Below are 21,391 nucleotides of genomic sequence, written 5' to 3'. Positions count from 1 at the left end.
GTATGCACCAATGACATTCGAGGAAGATCTCCGCGAGCAGATCGCCCTGCGCGCCGCCGGCTCGTCCTCCTTCGCAGTCCAGGCTTTCGGCGAGGAGCTCGTGGAGCGTCTCGAGGACGCCGAGGTCGTCTTCGATGCCACGGTCGAGCCGTTGCGGTGCATCGGGCGACGGGGCAGGAAGCTCGAGCTCCTCGGCTCCGCAGAGGATTCCGCGGACGACTCGCTGGTGATCATCGTCGGGACGTTCCGTGGGACGACGGGCGCGGTGCTGACGAAGTCCGAGTCGGACAAGATCTTCGGCGCTGGTGCCGCCTTCCTGGAGCACGCACTCGACGGATGGCTCACCGAGCACCTCGAGCCCAGCTCCCGAGAGGCTGACTATGCCGCGTACCTGAGGGACAATCTGGCCCGATTCCAGCGCTTCAAGTTCCTCCTCGTGACCGATGCCACTCTGAGCGCCAGGGTCACGACGATCAACGATGAGGTCGTCCTCGACAGGCCGGCGTCCTATTCGATCTGGGATCTGCGCCGCTTCGAGGAGCTGGCCGCCTCGGAGAGCGGCCGGGACGACATCCGGCTCGACCTGACGGAATGGATGCCCGAGGGCCTCCCCTGCCTGGTTGGAGCGGAGAACGGCGCGGAGGCTCAGAGCTACCTCGCCGTCCTCCCCGGCCGCGTGCTCGCCGACGCCTTCCAGCGGTTCGGCAGCCAGCTGCTGGAATCGAATGTGAGGACGTTCCTGAGTGCGCGGGGGAAGGTGAACAAGGGGATCCAGACCACGCTGGCTGAGGAGCCCGAGATGTTCCTCGCCTACAACAACGGCCTGACCACGACCGCTTCCGACGTGACCGTCGAGCAGCGCGACGGGGGGACGTACCTGACCGCGATCGACAACTGGCAGATCGTCAACGGAGGCCAGACGACGTCCTCCCTCGCCCACTTCGTGCGTCAGGCGAAGGACAGGTCGCTCGACGGCGTCTTCGTCCAGATGAAGCTCGTCAAGGTCGCCCCTGTCAAGGCTCAGGAACTCGTTGCGAAGGTCTCCCGCTACGCGAACAGTCAGAACAAGGTCAGCGAGGCCGACTTCTTCTCGAACAGCCCGTACCACGTGAAGCTCGAGCAGATCAGTCTCCGAGTCAAGGCACCGGCGAAGGACGGTGCACAGTTCACGACCGGCTGGTTCTACGAGCGGACCCGCGGTCAGTACGAGAACTCGAAGAATGCGCTCTCGGCGCCGGAGCAGAAGCGGTTCGAGCTCGAGTTCCCCCGGGCCCAGGTGATCGCGAAGACGGACTGGGCGAAGTTCGCCTTCTCCTGGGACCAGAAGCCCCACGAGGTCAGCAGGGGTGCGCAGAGCAACTTCGTGGCATTCGCCGCCGAGACGGACCGGCTCTGGAGAGAGGCCTCCGACGCCGTGGACGACGAGTACTTCCGGCACAGCATCGCGAAGGTGATCATGTACAACCGGCTGCGCGCCGCCGTCATGCAGTCGGACTGGTACTCGACCGGCTACCTCGCGAACATCGTCGCCTACGCCATATCCAAGTTCGCCTACGAGCTCGGACGACAGATGCCCGGCTACCGATTCGACTTCGAGCGGGTCTGGCGCGAGCAGCGGCTCGGACCGCGCACTGAGGCTGTCCTCCTCGACCTCGCGCATGCCATGCACGGAGTCCTCACCGACCCCTACCGCCTGCAGATCAACGTGACGCAGTGGGCGAAGCAGGTCGCGTGCTGGGACTCGGCCAAGAAGAGACGATTCGTCCTGCCTGCCGCCCCTGTCGACGAGCTGGTCGAGGTGGGGGGAGCGCATGCTGCCGCAGAGGCCCCCCAGTCCGATCTGGACCCGGCACCTCAGGCGGATCCTGTCCAGCGTGTGCTCGACGTCCCGTCGGCGGTGTGGACGACTGCCCTCGGCGAAGGCGTCGAGCGAGGTATCGTCAGCCCGATCGAGCGCGCCCAGATCGAGCGCCTCACTGCTCCGGGGAAGCCCCCGACCGAGCGGCAGGCCACGAGGGCTCTCGCAGCACTGGCTCGTGTAGCGGAGCACGGGCTCATCGCCGCGGACGCCTACTGAGGCGGTCGCCCCGCCGCCCTCCCCTCAGCCCTGGCCGGCCTCAGCCAGCCCGCTCGCGAGCTCCCCTTCGCCCCGATCCTCCAGCCGGGCCTCGAGCTCCTCACGGCTCGCCTCCTCGGGCAGGCCGACCGCGCGGGCCATCGTCGAGGAGTCCGCGGTGGTGATGCCCATGACGGCGAGCAGGTCGTCCGGCCGTTCGATGCCGGCCACGGTCACGTGCTCACCGTCGAAGACGAGCCGCACGCTGTCTCCGGCCGCGCTGTCGATGGTCGCGAGCCCTGCGCGGAGAGTGCTCATCATCGGCTGCGTGCGGGCCCAGGTGATCGTCAGACCCCACCCTTCCCCGCTCCACTGCCTGGTCTCCCCGGGGGCCACGCCGAGCGCGAGGGCGACTCCGGACGAGAGCATGGTCCCGCTCCCCCGCAGGTGCTCCCCGGTGACGTCGATGCGGAAGGCGATGCGCCCCTCGTCGAGGAAGTACAGGTTCCTGGTCATCCCCGGCTTCGTCCGGACGACTGCTCTGCGTTCCGCGAAGCGCACCACTCCGGCCTGGACGACGAAGGGCCAGCCTCCGGCGTAGGTCCTGATGCTGTTCGCCGAGATCGAGAACCGCTCCGGCAGATCCTCCAGGAGCGCCTCGAGCGCGACCGCTCCGTCGTTGCGGCGCACCTCTGCGGCGATGGCGTCCTTGATGCTCGTGTAGGCCTCTCCGCCCCACTCGGCGAGCGCCCAGTCGTCGCGGCCGACCCGGACCAGACGCGCGTCGGCGGCGAGGGCGCTGCGGATCGACCGGACCTCGCGCTCGCCCTCGAACGCGGCCTCGATCCAGTCGACGGACCTCGGCTCGCCCTCGCTGCTCAGCAGGACGACTGCGAGATCGCCGATCGACCTCCGACGCGAACTCGTCCAGACGTCCCCGATGCGGACGTGGCCCAGCATCGCCATCCACTCGACGACCCTCTTCTCGCTGAGCGACGTCCATTCGGCGAAGGAGGCGAGGACCTCCGCGTGGGTCGCTCCGCCGTGAGGATCGACGAGGTCGGCGAACCGGACGGCCGTCTCGGCGCGTGCGGCCCCGAGGGAGGGCGCGGCGAACCAGGCGCCGTCGCCCTCGAAGCCGTCGTCGACGGCGTCCAGCACGGCGAGCGCCGACGTGCCGTCGTCGTCGATCTCGTCCAGGAGCCCGGGGACGTCGGACAGCCCGTCGAGGTGGGACAGCGCTCCGATGCGGGCCCTCACCGCGGAGGCGCGGAAGGCCAGCGCCTGATCGCGCTCGAGCCAGAGGGGCAGAACGGCGCGCAGGCGCACCTCGAGCTGGCGGACCCGTTCGCGAGTGACGCCGAACCGCTCCCCGAGAACGTCGAGGGTCGCGCGGCGACCGGCTGTGTGCCGCTCGAGCAGGATCACCCGCTGACGGTCGTCCAGCTCCGACAGGTGGACTCCGAGCTGCTCGGCGAGCGTCGCTGCCGGCGCTCCTCCGCTCCACTCCGCAGAGGTGAGCGAGTCGAGCAGAGACCACGCCTCGACGACTTCGGCCGGAGCGTTCGCCGTGTCCCGGGAACCGGCGAGGAGCGGCGCGTCGCTGAGGCCGAGCGCCTCGTTCCAGGCGGAGGCGAGGTGGAGCGCATCGAGGAGCCGCGTGCGCGGGGTGGCCTCGGCCGCCTGACGGGAACGTCGAGACGGCGGAGACTGCTCGGCGAGCGGCGCCGCACGGTCCTCTCCGGTCCGGAGTGCCTCTCCGACGTACCAGCTCAGGAGATCAGTGAGGCTGCGGGCGCCCATGCCGCGCACGACCATGAGTCCCCGGACGCGCATCGGCGCCAGTGCCTCGAAGTCCACGAGTCCTTCCCTCAGGAGGACGTTGGCGAGCCGGACGCTGTCGATGCGCTCGGGCAGGCCGCGGACCCGGACGGACGGGAAGAGCTCGCCCATGGTCGAAGCGGACCTGTGCTCGACGATGTGCTCGACGACGGCCGAGCGCGCGCTCGGATCCGAGGGGTCCGCCTCCGCGAGCACGGAGCGGAGCTCCGCCCTGTCGGCGGTCGCGTGCCCTTCGAGCCAGGGGAGAGCCCGCCTCCAGCCGATCGGCAGCTCTCCCTCGTAGTCGAAGTCCTCGTACGCGCTCCCGGTCATCGGGCCCCCTCTCGGCTCAGCCATTCTGGCCGGCGCAACCGACAACCGTCGCCGACGCTCCGCTCGCGACAGCCGGACCGGCCCCTCACTCCCCGCACACCGCCAGCACCGCCTCCGACGCCGCCCGGTCCCGCGCATCGATCCCCAGCCCGTACGCACCAAGCACCGCCACAAACTGCTCCACGTACCCGCAGCGCAGCTCCGCGGCCGGTGGCAGCCACTCCCCCGGGCCGGCGTCGCTCTTCGCGCGGTTCGTCTGCTCGGAGGCGGCGACGAGGTTCGCGGGGTCGTTCGCGAAGGCGAGGCGCTGGTCGTCCGTCCACGACCAGGCGCCGTGGTGCCAGGCCCAGCCCAGGGCGACGACGTGGTCGATCTGCACGAGGCGGGAGGTGTCGGTCCCGGAGATGAAGGCGACCGAGGTGCCGTCGTAGGGGTCGATCAGGGTGCCGGTGAGGACCTTGCAGTCGCGGGTGCCGGGCTTGAACACGGGGGCGAGCAGGTCACGGCCGAGGACATCGTTGCGGGTGTCGCAGCCGTTGCGGTCGACGTCCGACCACGCCTGTCCGAAGAGGTCGCGGTCGTAGGGGACGGCGGCGGGGCCTTCGACCGAGGGGAGAGCGGCCAGCGTCGCGAGGAACGGAGCGGACGGCTCCGTTTCCGGAGCGGACGGCTCGACGACCGCCGGCGGGCTGCTCGGCGCGGGAGCAGCGGGACTGCTCGACGCCGCAGAAGCACCGGCCGGGGAGGACACCGCCTCCGGTCCCCCTCCTCCCGCCGTGTCCGACAGTGCGACGGCTGCGACGGCGAGCGCCGCAGCCCCCAGCAGAGCGAGGATCGCACCGGCCCGTCGACGAGGGCGCCGGCGCACGGGTGACGTAGGCCAGTGGCGCATGATCGACCCCTCCTGCCACGAGACCCGCGATGCGGTCGACGCGACACGCCTCCTCAGTATGCGGAGTGACCCGCTCCGGGCTCGACGGTCGGGCGGAGCGTCTTGAACGGGGCGGCCGCGCGGAGCGACGGCGTCGACGGCCGGGATCGAGCCTCCCGGAGGCCACCTCGTCGCGCCCGCGTCGGCGACCCGCGCCTGCTTGACTGCTCCCATGGAGATCTTCATCGGAGTGGTCGGCCTGCTCGGCGGGCTGGTCATCGCCGGGCTCGCGGTCGTCGCGGTGGTCATCGGACGGCGGCGGGCGGTGCCGGCGTCGCTGGTCGACGTCGAGGTGCGGCTGACGCACGCCGGGGACGACTGGTGGCGGGTGGGCGCGCGGGTGCGCAACTCCGGCCGGTCGCTCGTGCCGGTGACGAGCTACAGCGACGGGCGGCCGATCTCGGTCGATCTCGGCGGAGCCGTGTCGGCGGAGTGGTACGGGTCGGCTCCCCGGTCGGACGCGTGGCGGATCGATCCGGCGGTCGGGCTCCTCCTCGGACCCGTCGCGCTGGAGCGCGGAGCCGACCTGGGGGCGACGATCGTCGTGCGCGGGCGGCCGCAGGTGCGGATCGACGCGCCGCTGCGCTACGTGCCGGTGCGCGAGAACGTGATCGAGTCGCAGACGCCGGACGCCGCTCCGGTCTGGGGCGTGTCCGAGGCCGCGGCCGCTCCGGCAGCAGCGCCGGCGTCGGCTCCCCCTGCGCCGATCCGTCCGCGCCAGCAGCGGCCGATGGACGCCGACCCGTCACGTCCCGAGCGTGAGAGCGTCCTCCGCGGCGGCTTCGGAGTGTGGGCGGCGATGATCGCGGGCGGCGCAGGAGCCGTCGGCGTCGCGATCGGGATCGCCCTCGAGCTGACCGGCGTCGAGGCATCGGGGCTGGGCGGCGCGGGCATCATCCTGATCGCGGCCGGCTTCCTCGGCCTGGTCGGCACCCTCGTGATCCGGCTGCTGCGCCGCTGGCTCGAGCCGCCCGCCCTCTGGCGGACGCCCGCGCAGCGCCTCCGCCGCCCCGGGACGATCACCGTCCTCATCCTGAGCTACGCCGGGCTGGCGCTGTTCTGCACCGAGTTCGCGGCACAGTCGGTGACGGGCGACACGACCTGGGTGGCCGGTGTCGCCGTGCTGATGCTGATCGCCGCACTGATCGGCATGGGACTCGTCGGGTTCCTCCGCCTGGTCGTCCTGCTCGGCGTGCGCCGCGCCTCCCGGGAGACCCCGTGACCCGAGAGGTCGTCGTCGTCGGAGCCGGCCTGGTCGGAGCGGCGACAGCCCGCGCACTCACCGAGCGCGGCGACCGCGTGGTGCTCGTCGAGCAGTTCGAGCGGGGCCACGACCGCGGCTCGTCCCACGGCGAGACGCGCATCTTCCGCCGCGGCTACCTCGAGGACGACTACCGCGCCCTCACCGGACGGGCCGGGCGCGCCTGGGCACGGCTCGAGGCCGAGACCGGCCGCCGCCTGCTGCACCCGGTCGGCGCGATCGACCACGGCGACCCCGCCGTCCTGGCCGCCGTCGAGGCTGTCCTCCTGCGCGACGGGATCCCCGTGGTGCGGATCGAAGCGGACGAGGCGCAGCGGCGCTGGCCGGGACTCCGCTTCGAGACCGACGTCCTGCTGCACCCCGAGGGCGGACGCCTCGACGCGGCGGCCGCGATCGACGCGATGCTCGACTCCGCCCTCGGACGCGGCGCCGTCCTCCGGACGCGGACGCGCGTGCTGGGCATCGAGGAGCGCGCCGACGACGTGCGCGTGCTGACCACCGACGGCGCCCTCGACGCCGACGCGGTCGTCGTGGCCGGCGGATCCTGGACGCCTCCGCTCGTGGACGGCCTCGTCCGCGCGGCCGGCCGACGCCTCCCTCCGCTGCGCGTCACGCAGGAGCAGCCCGCGCACTTCGCGAGCGATCTGCCCCTCGACTCGTGGCCGAGCTCCGCTCACCACCGCGCCGGCCTGCCCGTCGTCTACGGGCTCGCGACGCCCGGAGTCGGGGTGAAGGTGGGCGAGCACGGCACCGGTGTCGTCGTCGATCCGGACGAGCGCACCTTCGAGCCCGAGCCCCGGGCGCTCGCCCGCCTCGTCGGCTACGTCGCGGAGTGGATCCCGGGCGTGGACGCGGCGAGCGCCACTCCGATCAGCTGCCTCTACGACAGCACCCCCGACGAGGACTTCGTGATCGACCGCGTGGGCCGCGTGACTCTGGCGACCGGGTTCTCGGGACACGGCTTCAAGTTCGGCCCGGTCCTGGGCGAGCTGCTCGCGGACCTCGTCGCCGGCGGGGCGGCGCGGGAGCGGTTCCAGCTGCTGCCGGCGTGAGGGGCGGGTGCGTCCGGAGGAGCGGCTTCGACCGGGAAGCAGCGGGTGCTCCCGGAGGCGGATTCCGCCGCAGTAGCGTCTGCTCAGCGGCCTGCGGGGCCCGTCCCGTGCTGCTCGCGGCCGTCCGGGTCGAGGAGCACGGCGTCGTCCCAGCCGCTCGCCGCCTCCGTCGTACGGGCCTTCGCCGGCGAACGCCGCGCGACCGCGACGACGATCAGCGCCCCCAGCATCACCAGGGCGGCGGTCTGGAGCGGCGGCGCGACCATCGCGAGCGCCTGCCGCACGTAGAGCTCCGGCGGGACCGTGATCGAGTCGCCCTGGTACTGGTTCGGCAGCAGGAGGACCACGACCGGGAGCGCGAGCACTGCGGCCCAGAGGACGACGGTGACCGCGATCGCGGCGGCCCAGAGCAGGCGGACCCGCGTCATCGGCGGGGAGCCCTCAGCAGCGGCACCACGACCGCCAGGCCGAGCGCGATCAGGCCGACGGTGAGGAACGGTCCGATCGCGTTGTCGCTGAGCACGCGGAGGTACTGCTCGGGCCCGAAGGCGCTCTGCGACGGCGAGTAGTCGTACCAGCTGTGGGAGCTGTTCCAGAGGGCGAGGAGTCCGACGAGGACGCTCACGCCGCCGACGACCGCCAGGGTTCCGGCGATGCGGCGAGTGGAGACAGCGGGGCGGGGGTCGGTGTCGGTCGCGTCGTGACGGTCACCGGAGTCGGGTGCCGCGTCGCCGGGAGCGGAGTCGGGTTCGGTGGGGAGCGGGACGGTCGGCTCGGTCGGGAGTGGGACTGTCGGCTCCGCGGGTCGGGGCGCGGTCGGCTCCGCGGGTGTCGGGACGGCCCGCACCGCCGCTCTCGCGCGTTTCGGAGCGGTCCGTCGGCCGGAGACTCGGGAGCCCGTCGGGCCGCCGACCGATCGCACGTCCTCCTGATCGGGAGCGGACCCGCCACCTCGCCGGCCGGCCGATCGCCCGATGCCCGAGGTCCCGCCCGACAGGAACGGGGAGCGGAGGCGCTCCTCGCCGCTGCCGCGCCGCTCGGCCTCGCGTCCGTCGTAGCCGCGCTGGAAGCCCGCGTGGTAGCGCGGGTCGGTGCCGCCCTCGTCCGTCCCGCCGCTCTCGCGTGGGGAGCCGTCCGCTCCGGTGCTCCGCGCCATGCCGTCCCCCGCTTCGTGCAGTCGGGCCATCATGTCGCACCTCGCCCGCTGCGGGGAGGTGCCGGGCGGAGCTCGGGGGGCGGTCGACGGAGGCGGGGGTTCACCGTCCGGCCGCGGTGGTGCGCGACGGGAGGCTGACGATCCCCGCTCCGACCAGCAGCAGGCCGATCGTCACCGCCGTCAGCGCCGGCCAGCCACCGGCTCCGACGGCCAGGCCGAGGAGCCAGCCGCCGGCGGCCGAGCCCGCGTAGAAGGCGATCGTGTAGACCGCACCGGCGTGCCCTCGGAGTGCCGGAACCGCCCGCGCTCCCGTCCAGGCGGCGCCGGTCGCGTGCAGGGCGAAGAAACCGGCCGTGAAGACGAGGAGTCCCGCGATCACCACGGCGACGTTCTCGGCGAGCATCACCAGCAGTCCGACGATCATCAGGGCGACGCCGATCCGCATGACGAGGCGGGGACCGATCCGCGGCCCCCATCTCCCCGCGAGCCGGGAGGAGACGGTTCCCGCGAGGTAGGCGGCGAAGAGGAGGGAGACGAGCGCGGGCGCCAGCGCGAACGGCGGCGCCTCGAGCCGGAACGCCAGGTAGTTGTAGACCGCGACGAACACCCCGACCGCGAGGAACGTCTGCAGCGCGATCGCGACGAGCATCGGATCGCGGAGCACCTGCGCCGTCTTCCCTCGCCAGCCGCCGGGGGCCGCCTCGCGCGCGCCGCCGCCCCGGGGCGCGAGCACCGCGAAGACGATCGCGGCCGCCGCGCAGACGGCCGTCACGACGAGCAGGGCTCCGCGCCATCCGAGCGCCGCCGCGAGCGGTCCGGCGAGCAGGCGTCCGGCGGCACCGCCGATCGTGGTCCCGGAGACGTAGGCGGTCGCGGCGGCCGTCGCTCCGGCGCCTCCGACCCGGTCGTGGATCGCCGCGACGGCGAGCGCCGGGACGGCACCCAGTGCCGCTCCCCCGAGGAAGCGCAGGACGAGCAGGAGCTCGAAGGTCGGGGCGATGCAGGCGAGCAGCGCCAGGACCACGGACGTGAGGACCGCGATCCGCATGGATTCGAGCCGTCCGATGCGCTCGGCCACCGAGGCCCACGGCAGCACCGAGAGCGCCAGCCCGAGGGTCGCGGCCGAGACCGTGAGCGCGGCGTCGGACGGGGCGAGGGCCCACTCCCGCGCGAGCTGCGGGAGGACGCTCTGCACGGCGTAGAGCTCGGCGAAGGTCGCGACTCCGGCGGCGAGGAGGGCGATGGTCAGCCGCCGCTGCGAGAAGGGCGCCGCTGCGCGCATCGGTCGGGTGCCTGCGGCGGCGCTCATGATTCCAACGGTAGACCGCCTCCGGGTGCATGACTAATGTCCTTTCTCGTGCTGTTCATGCGTTCTGGTCATGTCCGGATCTAGGGTGGTGGCGTGTCCGACGACTGGCCCGCGACCCTCCGCCTCCTGCCCCTGCTCGTCGCGATCGCCCAGACCGGGAGCGTGACGGCGGCGGCCGCCGAGCTCGGGATCCCGCAGCCGACCGCGAGCCGGTCGCTCGCCCGGCTGTCCGCCCTGGTCGGCACTCCCCTGGTCCGCCGGGAGGGCCGCGGGGTGGTGCTGACGGAGGCGGGGACCCGTCTCGCCGAGGCCGCTCAGGACGGCATGTCGGTGATCCGCACCGGGCTCGCGGAGGTGCGGCAGGCGGGCGACGTGGAGCACGGCCGGATCGACCTCGCCTTCCAGACGCTCCTCGGGGAGAGCTTCGTGCCGGATGTGATCCGCCGGTTCCGCCGCCGCTGGCCGCAGGTCGGCTTCGGGCTCCGTCACGGCTCCCGAGCCCTCTGCCTGAGGGCCGTGGCGGAGGGCGAGTCCGAGCTGGCGATCGTCGCGGATCCGCCCGATCTCCCCGGCACCACCACGACGACCCTCTACTCGGAGCCTCTCCTCGCGGTCGTGGACCCCCGTCATCCGCTCGCCTCGCGGCGCTCCGTCACGGTGGAGGACCTCCGCGGCCTCGACCTGATCATGCTGGCGCCCGGCTACGGCCTCCACGAGTCGGCCCGGCGCCTGCTCGCCGTGGACGGCCGTGACCCCGTGCCGGCGTTCGAGGTCGGCGACTACCGCGCCGCCCGGGGACTCGCGGCAGCCGGCCTCGGACTCACGATCCTGCCGCCGAGCCCGTCCTCGGTCGACGACGACGTCCGCGAGATCCCGATCGACGATCCGGGCGCGAGCCGTGAGATCGGTGTGCTCGCCCGCGACACCGGGAACCCGGTCGTCCCCGAGTTCCTGCGGGCCCTGCACGCCGCGGCGGCCGCCCGGCGCCGGTGACCGCTGCTCGGCTCTGCTGTCAAGCACAGGAAGCGGAGGCCCTTCGTGCAGCAAGCTTCGAGAGGATCCCCGCACCGCCAGCGACACCCCCCTCCCCCCGCTCCTGCACCACGTCACCGAGGACGGCCCCGGTCATGATCCTTCTCCGCACCCACGCCAACCGCTGGACCGCGCGCGCCCGCCGCAGCGGCGTCGTCCTCGGCATCATCACCCTGGTCTCCGACCTCCCCCGCCCGGCCTACCGGACGGTCCGCCTCGATCCGGCAAGCGGCGAGCGCGTCCTGCTCCGCGACACCGCCGAGCTCGAGGAGGCCTTCGCCGTGCTCCTCGCCGGGCTCGAGCGCTCGCGCATCGCGGCCTCGGCACCCCCGGCCGAGTCGGCTCCCCCGTGCGCCCCGGTCGACGCGCCCGTCGCAGTCGAGGACGACCTCGAGGAAGCCGCCTGACCCGACGGCGTCCTTGCGGGGAGACCCTCACCGCGCATCAGGTGCCGAGCTCTCCGCCCGCCTCCTTCACACTCGACGTGTCGGATCGACGTGCCGTGACACCTCGACCGGCGGATCCGTCCTCGGCAGGTCCCGCGGACCGATGACCCGTCGGAGCCGGGCCGGCCTGCGCGACCGCAGGAGAGCCCGGCGCCAGCGCGGATCGGTGCGGGCTCGGAGGTGGGGGTCGAGCGGGCGGAAGCCTCCCGCGGTCCGCTCCTCGATCAGCACGATCGTCGCGGTCGCGAGGTGCAGTCTCCGGATCGGCTCCCTCTCGGGATGCGGATGCCCGGAGCGCGTGCGGAGCTGCTGCTCCAGCTGCTCCGGGTCGGCGGACCACCAGGTGCTGACGCCGACGCGTCCATCGGGGAGAGGGAAGCGCTCGGTGATGCGGTAGGGGAGGCCGTGCTCGGTCATGCAGTAGTGCCTTTCGAGGAGAGGGTCCGAGAGCCCGGGCCGCGCTGCAGCGGCCCGGGCTCCGGTTCACGAGGTGCGGGTCGAGCGACGGCGCAGCGCCGTCAGGGCGCCGCCGGCCAGGAGCAGAGCGCCGGCTCCGGCCGCGAGGGGCCCGGCCGCCGCTCCCGTCGAGGCGAGGACCGTCGGCACGAGTCCGACCGGAGGCACCGCCACCTGGGCGCAGCTGGCTCCGCCGTCGTCCGCGCACGGGTGCAGGACGGTCGTCGGATCGAAGCCCTCCGGGACCTCGGTCAGGCGCGCCCGGTTGGGGATGGTCCACGCGTCCACGCCGTCGGCGACCCGTCCGGTCACGGTGAACGTCGTCGACGCTCCCGGGGCCAGAGACAGGTTCTCGACAGTCAGGTCGGACGACGCCGGGCCGCCGTCCCGGGAGATCGTGACGTCGCTCAGGTGCGCGAGCTCGGGGATGTCGGTGAGGGTCACCCCGTCCGCCGGCCGAGCCCCCTCGTTGGCGACCACGATCCGGAACCCGGCGCGCCCGCCGTGGTCGACCTGATTCCCGATCGCCGTCTTCTCGATGGAGAGCCTTCCCTGGACGGGCGGCACCGGGATCTCCGCGCAGGACGACGTCGCATCGTCAGCGCAGGCGTTCTCGACCGTCGGCGGGTCGAAGCCCTCGGGCTGGTGGGTGATCGAGACGCGGTTGGGCAGGGTCGCGGAGTCGTACCCGTCGGTGACCCGGCCGCTGACGTGCAGCGACACCTGGCCGCCGGCGGGGATGTCGAGACCCGTGACGGGCTCCGTGGCCGGCTGCGTTCCTCCGGCGCCGTTCTCGATGGTCGCCTCGAGCAGGTGGTCGAGCGTCGGGACGTCGGTCACGGTCACGTCCGTCGCGTCGACCGTTCCGGTGTTCGCCACGACGATGTCGAAGCCCGCCGTGCCGCCGTGCTCGGCGCTCGCCTGGGACGCGGTCTTCCGGATCAGGAGCGACCCCTCGCCGATGTCGTGCGGGACGGTGGCGCAGGGGTTCGCGTCGGTCCCCGTGCCGGACGAGGCGGGAGCGAAGGGCGCATCGGCGAGGCAGGCCGTGTTCGTCAGCGCGCGGTCCCCCTCGCCGGTCACGATCACGTCGAAGGTCAGCTCGGCCGTCGCCCCGACCGGCAGGCTGCCGGCCGCCCAGGAGATGCGGCCCGTCTCCGCGTCGATCGTGGCCGTGCCCTGCGAGGCGCGGAGGGAGTCGGCGTCGAGCTCGGCGTCGTCGAGCACGCCCTTGTCGAGGTAGTCGATGACGGCGGCGTCGGTGTAGTCCCCTGTCCCGTCCGAGGTCAGCGTCACCCGGTAGGGCACGCGGGCGCCGCGGAGCAGCGGAGTGGCGGAGTCGACCGACGAGGTCTTCGCGATGGTCACGTGCGGCGCGAGCGGATCGAGGCGTGCGACCGCGACCGCACCGTCCGAGCCGTAGGCCCAGTCGTCGATCGCCCGCAGGTCGCCGTAGGAGCCGTGCACCGAGTCGTTGGCGTTGGGGACGCGGCCCCGCCCGGAGTCGTCGCCCTCCCAGCGGTGCACCCCGCCGGACGAGTCGGTGCCGCCGTCGCCGGACGTCACCGCGGAGGTGCCGGAGTACCGCTCCGAGTTCGATCCGGCGAGGAGCGAGTCGTCCCAGTGGACCATCGACGGGTCGTCGCCGCCGCCGGTCGACCTCACGACGGACACGCCGCCGGCGGACGTCTCGGCGTCGACCCGCGTGAAGTGGAACTCGTTCGTGCGGCCGATGGAGGCGCGGAAGGTGACGTCGGGGTCGGTCACGTCGACCGTCCCGCCCTTCGCGTCCCGTCCGTCCCAGTCGACCGAGAAGGGACCGGTCGTCCCCGCGATCCGGGTGAGGTGCACGTCGCGCTCGCCGTCGTAGGAGCCGTCCCCGTCCGCATCGACGTCCACGACGACGGTGCCCGGCTGCGTCCCCAGGACGCCGGTCAGCGTGCCCGCGTCGGAGCCGGCGGTCGACCGGCGGAAGGCGAGGCCCTCGATCGTCGGCCCGCGGTAGGCCGGAGCGATCGACTCCGGCAGGTCGGACGACGGCGGGTCCAGGAAGAGCTTGTAGGTCTGCAGGCCGTCGATCCCGGAGCGTCCGGACGCCTGCACGTACTGAGCCCCGATCCCGCCCGCCTCGCTCGACTGCGGCATGGGGACCGAGAGGTAGGACGGATCGGACGACCCGACCTTCACGTTGCCCTTGTTCGTGGCCTGGACCGTCGAGGCGACCCCGTCGTAGCCGCGCAGCCCCAGCTCGTAGCGGGCGCCCGTCTCCGTGACGGCGTGGAGCGTGAAAGACGAGCGCCGCTCCTCGGGCGAGGAGTAGGACTCCTTCGCCCCGGACTGGATCGCATAGGAGTCGGACCACACCCGGCCCGCGACCGCCGCGCCCCGCGCGTCCTGGACGCCGATGCTCCAGACGAGGTTCACCGGCGCCGTCACGTCGTCGTCGGACACCCGGATCTGGAAGACGCCGGTCTCGTCCGCCACGAACGAGCCGCCGGCGGACACCGAGGGCGCCGCTCCGGGCGCGAAGTCCTGCTCGTCGAGGACGGCCCCGCCCGGAGCCGTCACCCGCGCGGTACCGCCGCCGGTCTCGCCCTCGCCGGCGCCCGAGCCCGCCTGGAGCGGGTGGAGGTCCACCCGGAGCGTCTCGCCCTTCTGGACCCAGGCCGAGACGGTCGTCACTCCGGCGTTCGTCGCGCCTCCCTGCAGGAGGGTGTTCTCGATCGTCGTGTGAGGACCGTCGGCGGCGAGGGCGGGCGGCGGCGCGAGGCCTCCGCCCAGCAGCCCGCTCACGAGCACGCAACCCACCGTCGTGCCGACCAGCGCTCGCGCCGTCCGCGCTCGGGGTCGTCCGCGCTCGTCCTGCCCCGACTGTTCCGTTCGACTCATCCGATGTCCTCTCCTCTGCCGACCGAGCGCACTGCGTCGGCGGCGACCGTTCAGCCCCACGGAAGGAGAGTATTGCTCGGTTCGACGTCACCGCGGCCGGGACGGCTGCATCCGTGGAGAACGGCGCGAGATGGGCGCTGTGGAGGAGGAAACGGCGCGCGAGAAGAGCCGAGCGGCGTGCTCGCGACGGGTGATCGCGGAGCCTGCGCGGAGTGACCGCGAGCGCGGGCGAGGACTGATCGCGGATGCGGGCGGAAGACGGTCGGCGCCATCGACGGCGCGAAGAGGCGTCCTGCGAGGCGGAGGACCGGCCGTTCCGCCGCCCCGCGCTCTCCGGGAGACCGACGCCGACGGCCACCGGAACGAGCGACCGTTAAAACGAGAACGGCCCGCCGAAGCGGGCCGTTCTGCTCTGTCTCAACCAGAGTGCGCCCGGAGGGATTCGAACCCCCAACCTTCTGATCCGTAGTCAGATGCTCTATCCGTTGAGCTACGGGCGCAGTCCATCGCGTGGGCCAGAGGCGCACGCAACGAGGTACGACTATACATGCCGGGAGCCCCCTCCGCGAATCGGCGGCGGCGGCGCAGACGGCTCCCTCTCGGGACGCCGCCGCAGCCACGAGGACCCAGGCTCCGTCGCGGTGTCCCGGAGCGCCTCGCAGAGCCTCCGACCGGCGGACGCCGCTGCTCCCCCTCACGGCGTACCGTGGGCTCATGGAGGCCGCCGCGATCGAGCTCGTGGGCTTCGTCGTCTCTCCGCTGCACCGCTACGAGGGCCGCCCCGCCGATGGCCCGATGCCGTCCGAGGGCAACGAGCAGCCCGAGCGGATCGAGATCCGCGCAGGCCTCGGCATCGTCGGCGACCGCTTCTTCGCCCAGCGCGCGCACCGCCCCGCGGCGATCACGCTCTTCGCGGTCGAGACCCTCGAGCACATCGCCGCCGAGCTCGGCGCAGGGCCCTTCGACCCCGCCGACACCCGCCGCAACATCATCGTCCGCGGCGCCGACGTCGATGCGCTCGCCGGCCGCACGTTCGCGATCGAGCAGGGCGGGGAGCGGATCGAGTTCCAGGGCGGACGACCGGCGAACCCCTGCGCCTGGATGGACGTCGTGCTCGCCCCCGGGGCGTTCCGGGCGATGCGGAGGCGCGGCGGCGTCCGGACCGCCCCCCTGACCAACGGCGTCCTCCACACCGGGCCGGCCCGTCTGATCCTCCACAGGTCGGACGACATGCTGATCTGAGCCCGGCGGCGAGCGCCTAGGCTCGCAGCGACCGACTCCCCCGATCGAAGGAGGCCCCGTGCTCCGCCCGAGCGACCTCCTCCCCACCCTCGCCACGACCCTGCGGCGCGGAGTCCGCGACGTCTTCGCGACCACGCGCTCCCGGGGGCGGGATCCTCACCGCCGCACCCGCAGCACCGACGTCTCGGTCCAGCGCGTGCACTACCGCGACGTCTGGGCGCGGGTGAGCACAGTGGGGCGCGACGGCGAGCGCACGTTCGTCCTCGTGCCGGGGATCGGAGTCGCGGCCACGTACTTCGAGCGCCTCGCGCCCGCGCTCAACGAGTTCGGCCCGGTGCACGCTCTCGACCTGCCGGGCTTCGGCGGCGTGCCGCACCCGATCGACGCGCGGCGCATGGACATCGGCGACTACGCCGAGCTGGTCGGCGCGGTCATCGACGAGCTCGGCCTCGACGATCCCGTCGTCCTCGGCCACTCGATGGGGACGCAGGTGGTGGCCGAGCTCGCCGCGCGCCGTCCGGAGCTGACCACCATCGTCCTGCTCGGACCCGTGATGAACCGGCACGAGCGCCGCCTCCCGACCGCCGCGCTCCGCTTCGCCCAGTCGAGCGTCCGCGAGCCCCTCAAGGTCGCGATCCTCGCCGCGGGCGCCTACCTCCTCTGCGGACCGCGCTGGTTCTCCCGCGTGCTGCCCGAGATGATGCACTACCGGATCGAGGAGACCGTCCCCCGGATCCGCGCGTCCGCCCTCGTCATCCGCGGCGAGTTCGACCGGCTCGTGCCGCGCGAGTGGGCGGAGGAGATCGCCCGGTCGATGCCGCATGCGCGGGCCTGGGAGATCCCCGACGCCTCCCACTCCGTGATGCACGCGCACGCCGAGGAGGTCGCCCGCCTCTGCGTCGAGCACGCCCGTGCACCGCGGCCCGACCGGGACGAGGCCGCCCTCCGCCGCTACCCCGACTCGGAGGTCGATCACGCCGAGGAGGACGCGCCCACCGAGGACCCGATCGGCGCTCTCCGGGGACGCATCACCGAGCTGGCCGGGATCCTCGTGGACGACGACTCCCTCATCGCCGAGGGCAAGACCCTCCACGCCGAGGCGAGCGACCCCGAGGCACTGCACCAGGTCGCTCCGGACCCGGGCGGCGGCGAACTCGTCGAGGGCGGCGGACCGAGGAAGGACGGCGAGCAGGACGGCTGACCACCGCAGGCCGCCACCACCCGCACGTCGCGCGGCGTGAGACGCCGAGCGCAGCAAGAGCAGCCCTCCCGCCGACGCCACTCGGCGCCCGCCCGTCAGGACTCCGCGCCGACGATCTCCTCGCGGATGCGCCGCAGGTCCTCGGCGAGCGCCCCCAGCAGGATCCAGTGCTGCGGGTGCGGAGTCGCGATCACGAGCGGCGCGGTGAGAGCGGGCAGCTCGTCCGTGATCGCCTCCGGCTCGGGAACGTCGACCGAGGACTGCACGAGGAGCCGCAGATCGTGGGCGGCCCGGTGCAGCTGGACGGCGATGTCGGCGATCGTCGGCTCCCCGACGAGCTCGTCGTCGTAGAGGTCGTGCACGGTCCGCGTCATGCCGCGGACCCGGGTCACGATGCGCCCCAGCCGCGGGACGACGGAGTCGAGGGCCAGCAGCCGGTCGCGGTGGGCGGAGCGGCGCGGGTTGAGGCGGAGGGACTCCTCGCCGGTCGCGATCGCCTCCTCCGCCTTGCTCTGCATGGTCTGCAGCAGCCGGGCGTTGATGAGCAGCTCGTCGAGCCGGCGTCGCGGGACGGGGGCCTGGAGGGCGTCGCCGAGGTCGTCGAGGGCGGCGGCGAGCTGAGCGGTGAGGTCTCCGATCGCCCGCTCGGCCGGTGCCAGCACGACCGGAGGGACGATGAGCACGTTGATGACGACTCCCACCGCCGCGCCCAGCAGGGTCTCGAGGATGCGGTCGAGCGCGTAGTTCGGCGTGACCGCGCCCACCGAGAGCACGAGCATCGCGCTGATCGGGATCTGCACCGCGGAGGCGGGGGTCAGGCGCACGGCCCACCCGACGGCGATCGCGGCCACGATCGCGAGGAGAACGATGATGCTCTCGCCGCCGAGCACCGTGCCGATCACTGATCCGACGATCACGCCGATGATGACGCCGACCGAGCGCTCGAGGGCCTTGGAGAACGACTGGTTGATGCTCGGCGCGACGACGAGGAGCGCGGCGATCGCGCCGAAGACGGGCAGCGTCCCCGGGAAGACGACGCCGGCGAGGAGCCAGGTGACGACCGTGGCCGCCGCCGTCTTGACCAGCTGCAGCACCGGCGGCCGCGTCGGCACGGTGAAGCTCGAGGTCAGGCGCATGGGACCACGGTAGCGAGCACCCGCTGCCTCGCGGTCCCCGCGCGCATCACCGGCTCGCGGCCGCCTCGACGCTCGCGAGCACCGCGCGGAGCGAGCGCGACGCCTCCGCCCGCAGATCGGCGGGCACCCCCGAGAGCAGCGCCCGCTCGGCGTCGAGCACCTCGGGGAAGGCCCGGTCGACCAGCTCCTCCCCCTCGCGAGTCAGCGTGATGAGCGAGCCGCGCCCGTCCGCCGGGTTGGCGGAGCGCCGCACCAGGCCCCGCCGCTCCAGCGAGTGCACGCGCTTGGTGATCGCCGGCGCGGAGGCGAGGGCGATCGTCCGGAGGGTCGTCGGCGACTGCGGAGTGCCGGCGCGACGCAGCGTGGAGAGCACGTCGAACTCGCCGCGGGTCAGCCCGTGGGCGGCGAGCAGCTCCTCCGTCGCCCGGACGATCAGCGCGGAGGCGCGGATCAGCCGCCCGACGACGTCGACGGCGGAGGTGTCGAGCTCGGGCCGCAGCGCCGCCCAGCCCGCCCTGATCTCGTCGACCGCGTCACCCGGCTGGCTTTCAGACTGATTCACACGTAAAGTATATCTGCTTCACCCGTGAAACACTTCTCCGGCCGCCGCCGCTCGGACCCCGATCAGAGGACCCGATGGCCGCCACCCCCGTTCTGCCCCACCCCCGCGAGCTCCTCGCCTTCGGCCCGCACGCCGGCGCCCATCGCGTCGCCCTGCGCGCCGGCGTCTCGATCGCCGTCCCGCTGCTCGTCCTCTGGGCGCTCGGCCGCACCGATCTCGCCCTCTATGCGACCTTCGGCGCCTTCACGGCCCTCTACGGACGCCAGCACACGCACCGGCCGCGCCTGCTGATGCAGCTGTCGGCAGCCGCGTTCCTCGTCACCACCGTGACCCTCGGCACCGTCGTCTCCCTCTCTCCTCACCGCGACTGGCTGATCATCCCCGTCGTGGTCGCCGTGACCGTCGCGGCCGCCTATCTCAGCGACGCCCTGCACTGGCATCCGCCCGGCCCGCTGTTCCCGGTGTTCGCCGTCACGGCGTGCGCGTCCGTCCCGTCCGAGCCCTCGCGGATCCCGCTCGCCGTCGCTCTCGCCGCGGGCTCCGCCGCCTTCTCGCTCGTCGTCGGCCTGAGCGGTCTCGCGCTCCCCCGCGCACGCCGCCTCGCCCCGACGCCGTGGCGCACCTCGTTCCGCGCGGCGGCGGCCCGTCCGGCGACGCGCGCCGCCCTGCTCCGCTTCGGGGCCGTCGTCCTGGTGGCAGGCACCATCCCGACCGCGACGGGCCTGGGCCACCCCTACTGGGCGATGGTCTCCGCCGTCGCAGCCGTCTCGGGAGCGGACGCGGGCGCCCGGCTCGTGCGCGCGGGCCACCGGATGCTCGGCACGATCGTCGGAGTGCTGATCGCGGCCGCGCTCCTGGCCCTGCCGCTCTCCCCGCTCGCCGTGATCGTGGTGGTGGTGCTCCTCCAGATGACCGCCGAGCTCGTCGTCGGCCGCAACTACGGCCTGACCCTCGCCTTCGTCACTCCGCTCGCGATCCTCATGGTCGAGCTCGCGCATCCCGTCGACGAGCTCGTGCTGCTGCGCGACCGGGCGCTCGAGACCGCGCTGGGCGTGCTCGTCGGAGTCGTGGCGACGCTCCTGACCCACGCCGCCTCGCAGCGCTCGCGCTCCTAGGCTCTGGAGGATGGACCGCGCGATCCCCGCAGTGCTCGCCGAGATCACGGCGGCCGTCGCCGAGGTGCGCGACGTCGCACGGTCGCAGCAGGACGGCGCGCGGGCCCGCGTCGCGGACCGGCTCGACGAGCTGTTCGCCGGAGCGACGACCCGCCGAGACGTCCGGGCGGCGGCCGCCGACGCGCTCGGGCTCTGGGGCGGGGCGGGCTCCTTCTCGGACGTCGGCTCTGCCGAGGCCGACCACGCGGTCAGGCGCCTCTACCGGGCCCTGCGCGCCGGCCGCTCCTGGCTGCTCCGCGCCGGCTGACCCGCACGTCGCGACCGCCGCACGACGCCGAGAACGACGAAGGCCCCCTGCTTCCGTGGAAGCGGGGGGCCTTCTCGTTGGCGGTACCGGTGGGATTTGAACCCACGGTGGACGCAAGCCCACACATGTTTTCGAGACATGCTCCTTCGGCCGCTCGGACACGGTACCGGGGTCGAGTGTACGCGACGGCCGGAAGTCGCGCCAATCGAGAGGACGGGCCGCCGTCAGGCGGGGAGGAGGAAGCCGAGCACGCGGTCCCACTCCGGAATCGCGAGCAGGTGGCCGCGGCCGGGCACGACCTCGAGGCGGGAGTCGGGTAGCCGTGCGGCGTACCACTCGGCGTGGCGGCGGCCGGCGACCGCGTCCTCGGCGCCGTAGAGGAGGAGCGCGGGCGGCTCGGCGGACTCGACGGCGAAGCCCCACTCCTGCACGCCGTAGCCGATGAGGTCGGCGGCCATGCCGAGGGCGCCCTGGGCGACGGCGCGCTCGAGCATGCGCGAGAGGCGCTCGCGGACTCCGGGGGTCTCGAGCACCGCGGTGTCGGCGTCGCCGGAGCCGAGCATCCCGAGCAGGGCGTCCGGGGCGGGGGTCGGGCCGAAGGCGCCCTCGAGGGTGCGGGTGAGCGAGCGGACGGCCTCGTCGAGCGGGAGGTCGGCCAGGCGGGCGAGCTCGGCGCGGTTCTCGTCGCCGACCCACGGCACGGCGCTGTCGGGAGCGGGCGTGCCGATCACGGCGACGCGCTCCACGAGGCCGGGGTAGTTCGCGGCGAGCGCGAGGGCCACGCGGCCTCCCGCCGACCAGCCGGCGGCGCTGACGGAGGCGATGCCGACGGTCGCGAGGTACTCGGCGATGTCGGCGGCGGCCTGCTCGGGGCTGGCTCCGACGCCCGCTCCGGCGGGGTCGAGGTCGGTCAGGAGGGAGGAGGCGCCGTAGCCCGGGCGGTCGAACGAGAGCAGGCGCACCCCGTGGCGCGCGGTCGCCTCCGGGTCGGGGTCGAAGTCCGAGGAGCCGGGAGCGGGATGCGCCAGGACGACGACCCGCTCGGCGCCCTCGGGGCCGGACCAGCTGACTCCGAGCGGGCGGCCG

At 73.4% G+C, this 21,391-nt stretch carries 19 protein-coding genes and 2 tRNA genes; 9 read left to right on the top strand and 12 right to left on the bottom strand.

The genetic code is table 11. The annotated features are described in order from the left end of the window. Window positions 1-10 precede the first annotated feature (10 nt). On the top strand, window positions 11-2,077 hold the full coding sequence (locus C5D66_RS03425; RefSeq protein WP_104256269.1) for an AIPR family protein: 2,067 nt from the start codon (window positions 11-13) through the stop codon (window positions 2,075-2,077). Window positions 2,078-2,101: 24 nt separating this feature from the next. Here the strand turns inward: C5D66_RS03425 and C5D66_RS03420 are convergent, their stop codons facing one another. Both C5D66_RS03420 and C5D66_RS03415 read right to left on the bottom strand, forming a co-directional pair. Beyond that, a complete protein-coding gene (locus tag C5D66_RS03420; RefSeq protein ID WP_181067913.1) occupies window positions 2,102-4,210 on the bottom strand; it encodes a sigma factor-like helix-turn-helix DNA-binding protein in 2,109 nt (702 codons plus the stop codon). Window positions 4,211-4,295: 85 nt separating this feature from the next. Next, window positions 4,296-5,102: an HNH endonuclease family protein gene (locus tag C5D66_RS03415; protein WP_104256271.1), complete on the bottom strand. Its 807-nt coding sequence runs from the start codon at window positions 5,100-5,102 to the stop codon at window positions 4,296-4,298. 211 nt (window positions 5,103-5,313) lie between these two features. Here C5D66_RS03415 and C5D66_RS03410 point away from each other — a divergent pair, with 211 nt between their 5' ends. After that, window positions 5,314-6,363, top strand: coding sequence for a hypothetical protein (locus C5D66_RS03410; RefSeq protein WP_104256272.1), 1,050 nt, complete (start codon window positions 5,314-5,316; stop codon window positions 6,361-6,363). Continuing rightward, window positions 6,360-7,454, top strand: coding sequence for an FAD-dependent oxidoreductase (locus C5D66_RS03405; RefSeq protein WP_104256273.1), 1,095 nt, complete (start codon window positions 6,360-6,362; stop codon window positions 7,452-7,454). Before C5D66_RS03410 ends, C5D66_RS03405 begins: the two co-directional genes overlap by 4 nt. A gap of 83 nt (window positions 7,455-7,537) precedes the next feature. Here C5D66_RS03405 and C5D66_RS03400 read toward each other — a convergent pair whose 3' ends face one another. The 3 genes from C5D66_RS03400 to C5D66_RS03390 form a co-directional block, all read right to left on the bottom strand. Next, window positions 7,538-7,882, bottom strand: coding sequence for a hypothetical protein (locus C5D66_RS03400; protein WP_104256274.1), 345 nt, complete (start codon window positions 7,880-7,882; stop codon window positions 7,538-7,540). Then, on the bottom strand, window positions 7,879-8,643 hold the full coding sequence (locus C5D66_RS17425; RefSeq protein WP_181067920.1) for a hypothetical protein: 765 nt from the start codon (window positions 8,641-8,643) through the stop codon (window positions 7,879-7,881). The genes C5D66_RS03400 and C5D66_RS17425 overlap by 4 nt, the downstream gene beginning before the upstream one ends. Before the next feature lie 67 nt (window positions 8,644-8,710). Continuing rightward, window positions 8,711-9,919 carry an MFS transporter gene (locus tag C5D66_RS03390; protein WP_104256276.1) on the bottom strand — a complete coding sequence of 403 codons (1,209 nt, stop codon included), beginning with the start codon at window positions 9,917-9,919 and terminating at the stop codon, window positions 8,711-8,713. Between the two features lie 93 nt (window positions 9,920-10,012). Here C5D66_RS03390 and C5D66_RS03385 point away from each other — a divergent pair, with 93 nt between their 5' ends. Both C5D66_RS03385 and C5D66_RS03380 read left to right on the top strand, forming a co-directional pair. Continuing rightward, entirely contained in the window at window positions 10,013-10,912 is a 900-nt protein-coding gene (locus C5D66_RS03385) for a LysR family transcriptional regulator (RefSeq protein ID WP_104256277.1), read from the top strand. Window positions 10,913-11,046: 134 nt separating this feature from the next. Beyond that, window positions 11,047-11,358, top strand: a complete 312-nt coding sequence (locus C5D66_RS03380; protein WP_104256278.1) for a hypothetical protein — start codon at window positions 11,047-11,049, stop codon at window positions 11,356-11,358. A gap of 66 nt (window positions 11,359-11,424) precedes the next feature. On the opposite strand, the gene C5D66_RS03375 is transcribed toward C5D66_RS03380, so the two are convergent. The 3 genes from C5D66_RS03375 to C5D66_RS03365 all read right to left on the bottom strand — a co-directional run bounded on the left by C5D66_RS03375 (window position 11,425) and on the right by C5D66_RS03365 (window position 15,242). Further along, window positions 11,425-11,814: a hypothetical protein gene (locus C5D66_RS03375; RefSeq protein ID WP_104256279.1), complete on the bottom strand. Its 390-nt coding sequence runs from the start codon at window positions 11,812-11,814 to the stop codon at window positions 11,425-11,427. Between the two features lie 66 nt (window positions 11,815-11,880). Beyond that, window positions 11,881-14,742 (bottom strand): DUF11 domain-containing protein, encoded by a 2,862-nt coding sequence (locus C5D66_RS03370; protein WP_104256280.1) that lies wholly within the window; start codon window positions 14,740-14,742, stop codon window positions 11,881-11,883. Between the two features lie 427 nt (window positions 14,743-15,169). Further along, window positions 15,170-15,242, bottom strand: a tRNA-Arg gene (locus tag C5D66_RS03365). Window positions 15,243-15,456: 214 nt separating this feature from the next. On the opposite strand from C5D66_RS03365, the gene C5D66_RS03360 reads away from it, so the two are divergent. Both C5D66_RS03360 and C5D66_RS03355 read left to right on the top strand, forming a co-directional pair. After that, window positions 15,457-15,984 carry an MOSC domain-containing protein gene (locus tag C5D66_RS03360; RefSeq protein ID WP_104256281.1) on the top strand — a complete coding sequence of 176 codons (528 nt, stop codon included), beginning with the start codon at window positions 15,457-15,459 and terminating at the stop codon, window positions 15,982-15,984. 58 nt (window positions 15,985-16,042) lie between these two features. Further along, window positions 16,043-17,185 (top strand): alpha/beta fold hydrolase, encoded by a 1,143-nt coding sequence (locus C5D66_RS03355; RefSeq protein WP_181067912.1) that lies wholly within the window; start codon window positions 16,043-16,045, stop codon window positions 17,183-17,185. A gap of 95 nt (window positions 17,186-17,280) precedes the next feature. Here the strand turns inward: C5D66_RS03355 and C5D66_RS03350 are convergent, their stop codons facing one another. Together C5D66_RS03350 and C5D66_RS03345 are read right to left on the bottom strand one after the other, a co-directional pair. Continuing rightward, window positions 17,281-18,321 (bottom strand): aromatic acid exporter family protein, encoded by a 1,041-nt coding sequence (locus tag C5D66_RS03350; protein WP_104225996.1) that lies wholly within the window; start codon window positions 18,319-18,321, stop codon window positions 17,281-17,283. A gap of 46 nt (window positions 18,322-18,367) precedes the next feature. Beyond that, entirely contained in the window at window positions 18,368-18,883 is a 516-nt protein-coding gene (locus C5D66_RS03345; protein WP_104256283.1) for a MarR family winged helix-turn-helix transcriptional regulator, read from the bottom strand. Between the two features lie 74 nt (window positions 18,884-18,957). On the opposite strand from C5D66_RS03345, the gene C5D66_RS03340 reads away from it, so the two are divergent. Together C5D66_RS03340 and C5D66_RS03335 are read left to right on the top strand one after the other, a co-directional pair. Continuing rightward, window positions 18,958-19,998, top strand: a complete 1,041-nt coding sequence (locus tag C5D66_RS03340) for an FUSC family protein (protein ID WP_104256284.1) — start codon at window positions 18,958-18,960, stop codon at window positions 19,996-19,998. A 10-nt stretch (window positions 19,999-20,008) separates the two neighbouring features. After that, complete coding sequence (locus C5D66_RS03335) at window positions 20,009-20,305, top strand: hypothetical protein (RefSeq protein ID WP_104256285.1); 297 nt, start codon at window positions 20,009-20,011, stop codon at window positions 20,303-20,305. Window positions 20,306-20,383: 78 nt separating this feature from the next. Here the strand turns inward: C5D66_RS03335 and C5D66_RS03330 are convergent. Both C5D66_RS03330 and C5D66_RS03325 read right to left on the bottom strand, forming a co-directional pair. After that, a tRNA-Ser gene (locus C5D66_RS03330) sits at window positions 20,384-20,473 on the bottom strand. Window positions 20,474-20,529: 56 nt separating this feature from the next. Continuing rightward, on the bottom strand, window positions 20,530-21,391 hold an 862-nt coding region (locus C5D66_RS03325; RefSeq protein WP_104326784.1), incomplete at its 5' end, for an alpha/beta fold hydrolase.

This window comes from Rathayibacter sp. AY1B4, assembly GCF_002932815.1.
In the GTDB taxonomy this organism is placed as follows: Bacteria; Actinomycetota; Actinomycetes; order Actinomycetales; family Microbacteriaceae; genus Rathayibacter.
Note: the sequence above shows the minus strand (reverse complement) of the source record. Positions and strands in the feature narration are given on the sequence as shown.

Bases quoted from the DNA above. Each gene is read 5' to 3' on its own strand.
- C5D66_RS03425 (WP_104256269.1), top strand. From the start codon at position 11: ATGACATTCGAGGAAGATCTCCGCGAGCAGATCGCCCTGCGCGCCGCC.
- C5D66_RS03420 (WP_181067913.1), bottom strand. From the start codon at position 4,210: ATGACCGGGAGCGCGTACGAGGACTTCGACTACGAGGGAGAGCTGCCG.
- C5D66_RS03415 (WP_104256271.1), bottom strand. From the start codon at position 5,102: ATGCGCCACTGGCCTACGTCACCCGTGCGCCGGCGCCCTCGTCGACGG.
- C5D66_RS03410 (WP_104256272.1), top strand. From the start codon at position 5,314: ATGGAGATCTTCATCGGAGTGGTCGGCCTGCTCGGCGGGCTGGTCATC.
- C5D66_RS03400 (WP_104256274.1), bottom strand. From the start codon at position 7,882: ATGACGCGGGTCCGCCTGCTCTGGGCCGCCGCGATCGCGGTCACCGTC.
- C5D66_RS17425 (WP_181067920.1), bottom strand. From the start codon at position 8,643: ATGATGGCCCGACTGCACGAAGCGGGGGACGGCATGGCGCGGAGCACC.
- C5D66_RS03390 (WP_104256276.1), bottom strand. From the start codon at position 9,919: ATGAGCGCCGCCGCAGGCACCCGACCGATGCGCGCAGCGGCGCCCTTC.
- C5D66_RS03380 (WP_104256278.1), top strand. From the start codon at position 11,047: ATGATCCTTCTCCGCACCCACGCCAACCGCTGGACCGCGCGCGCCCGC.
- C5D66_RS03375 (WP_104256279.1), bottom strand. From the start codon at position 11,814: ATGACCGAGCACGGCCTCCCCTACCGCATCACCGAGCGCTTCCCTCTC.
- C5D66_RS03370 (WP_104256280.1), bottom strand. From the start codon at position 14,742: ATGAGTCGAACGGAACAGTCGGGGCAGGACGAGCGCGGACGACCCCGA.
- C5D66_RS03360 (WP_104256281.1), top strand. From the start codon at position 15,457: ATGGAGGCCGCCGCGATCGAGCTCGTGGGCTTCGTCGTCTCTCCGCTG.
- C5D66_RS03350 (WP_104225996.1), bottom strand. From the start codon at position 18,321: ATGCGCCTGACCTCGAGCTTCACCGTGCCGACGCGGCCGCCGGTGCTG.
- C5D66_RS03340 (WP_104256284.1), top strand. From the start codon at position 18,958: ATGGCCGCCACCCCCGTTCTGCCCCACCCCCGCGAGCTCCTCGCCTTC.
- C5D66_RS03335 (WP_104256285.1), top strand. From the start codon at position 20,009: ATGGACCGCGCGATCCCCGCAGTGCTCGCCGAGATCACGGCGGCCGTC.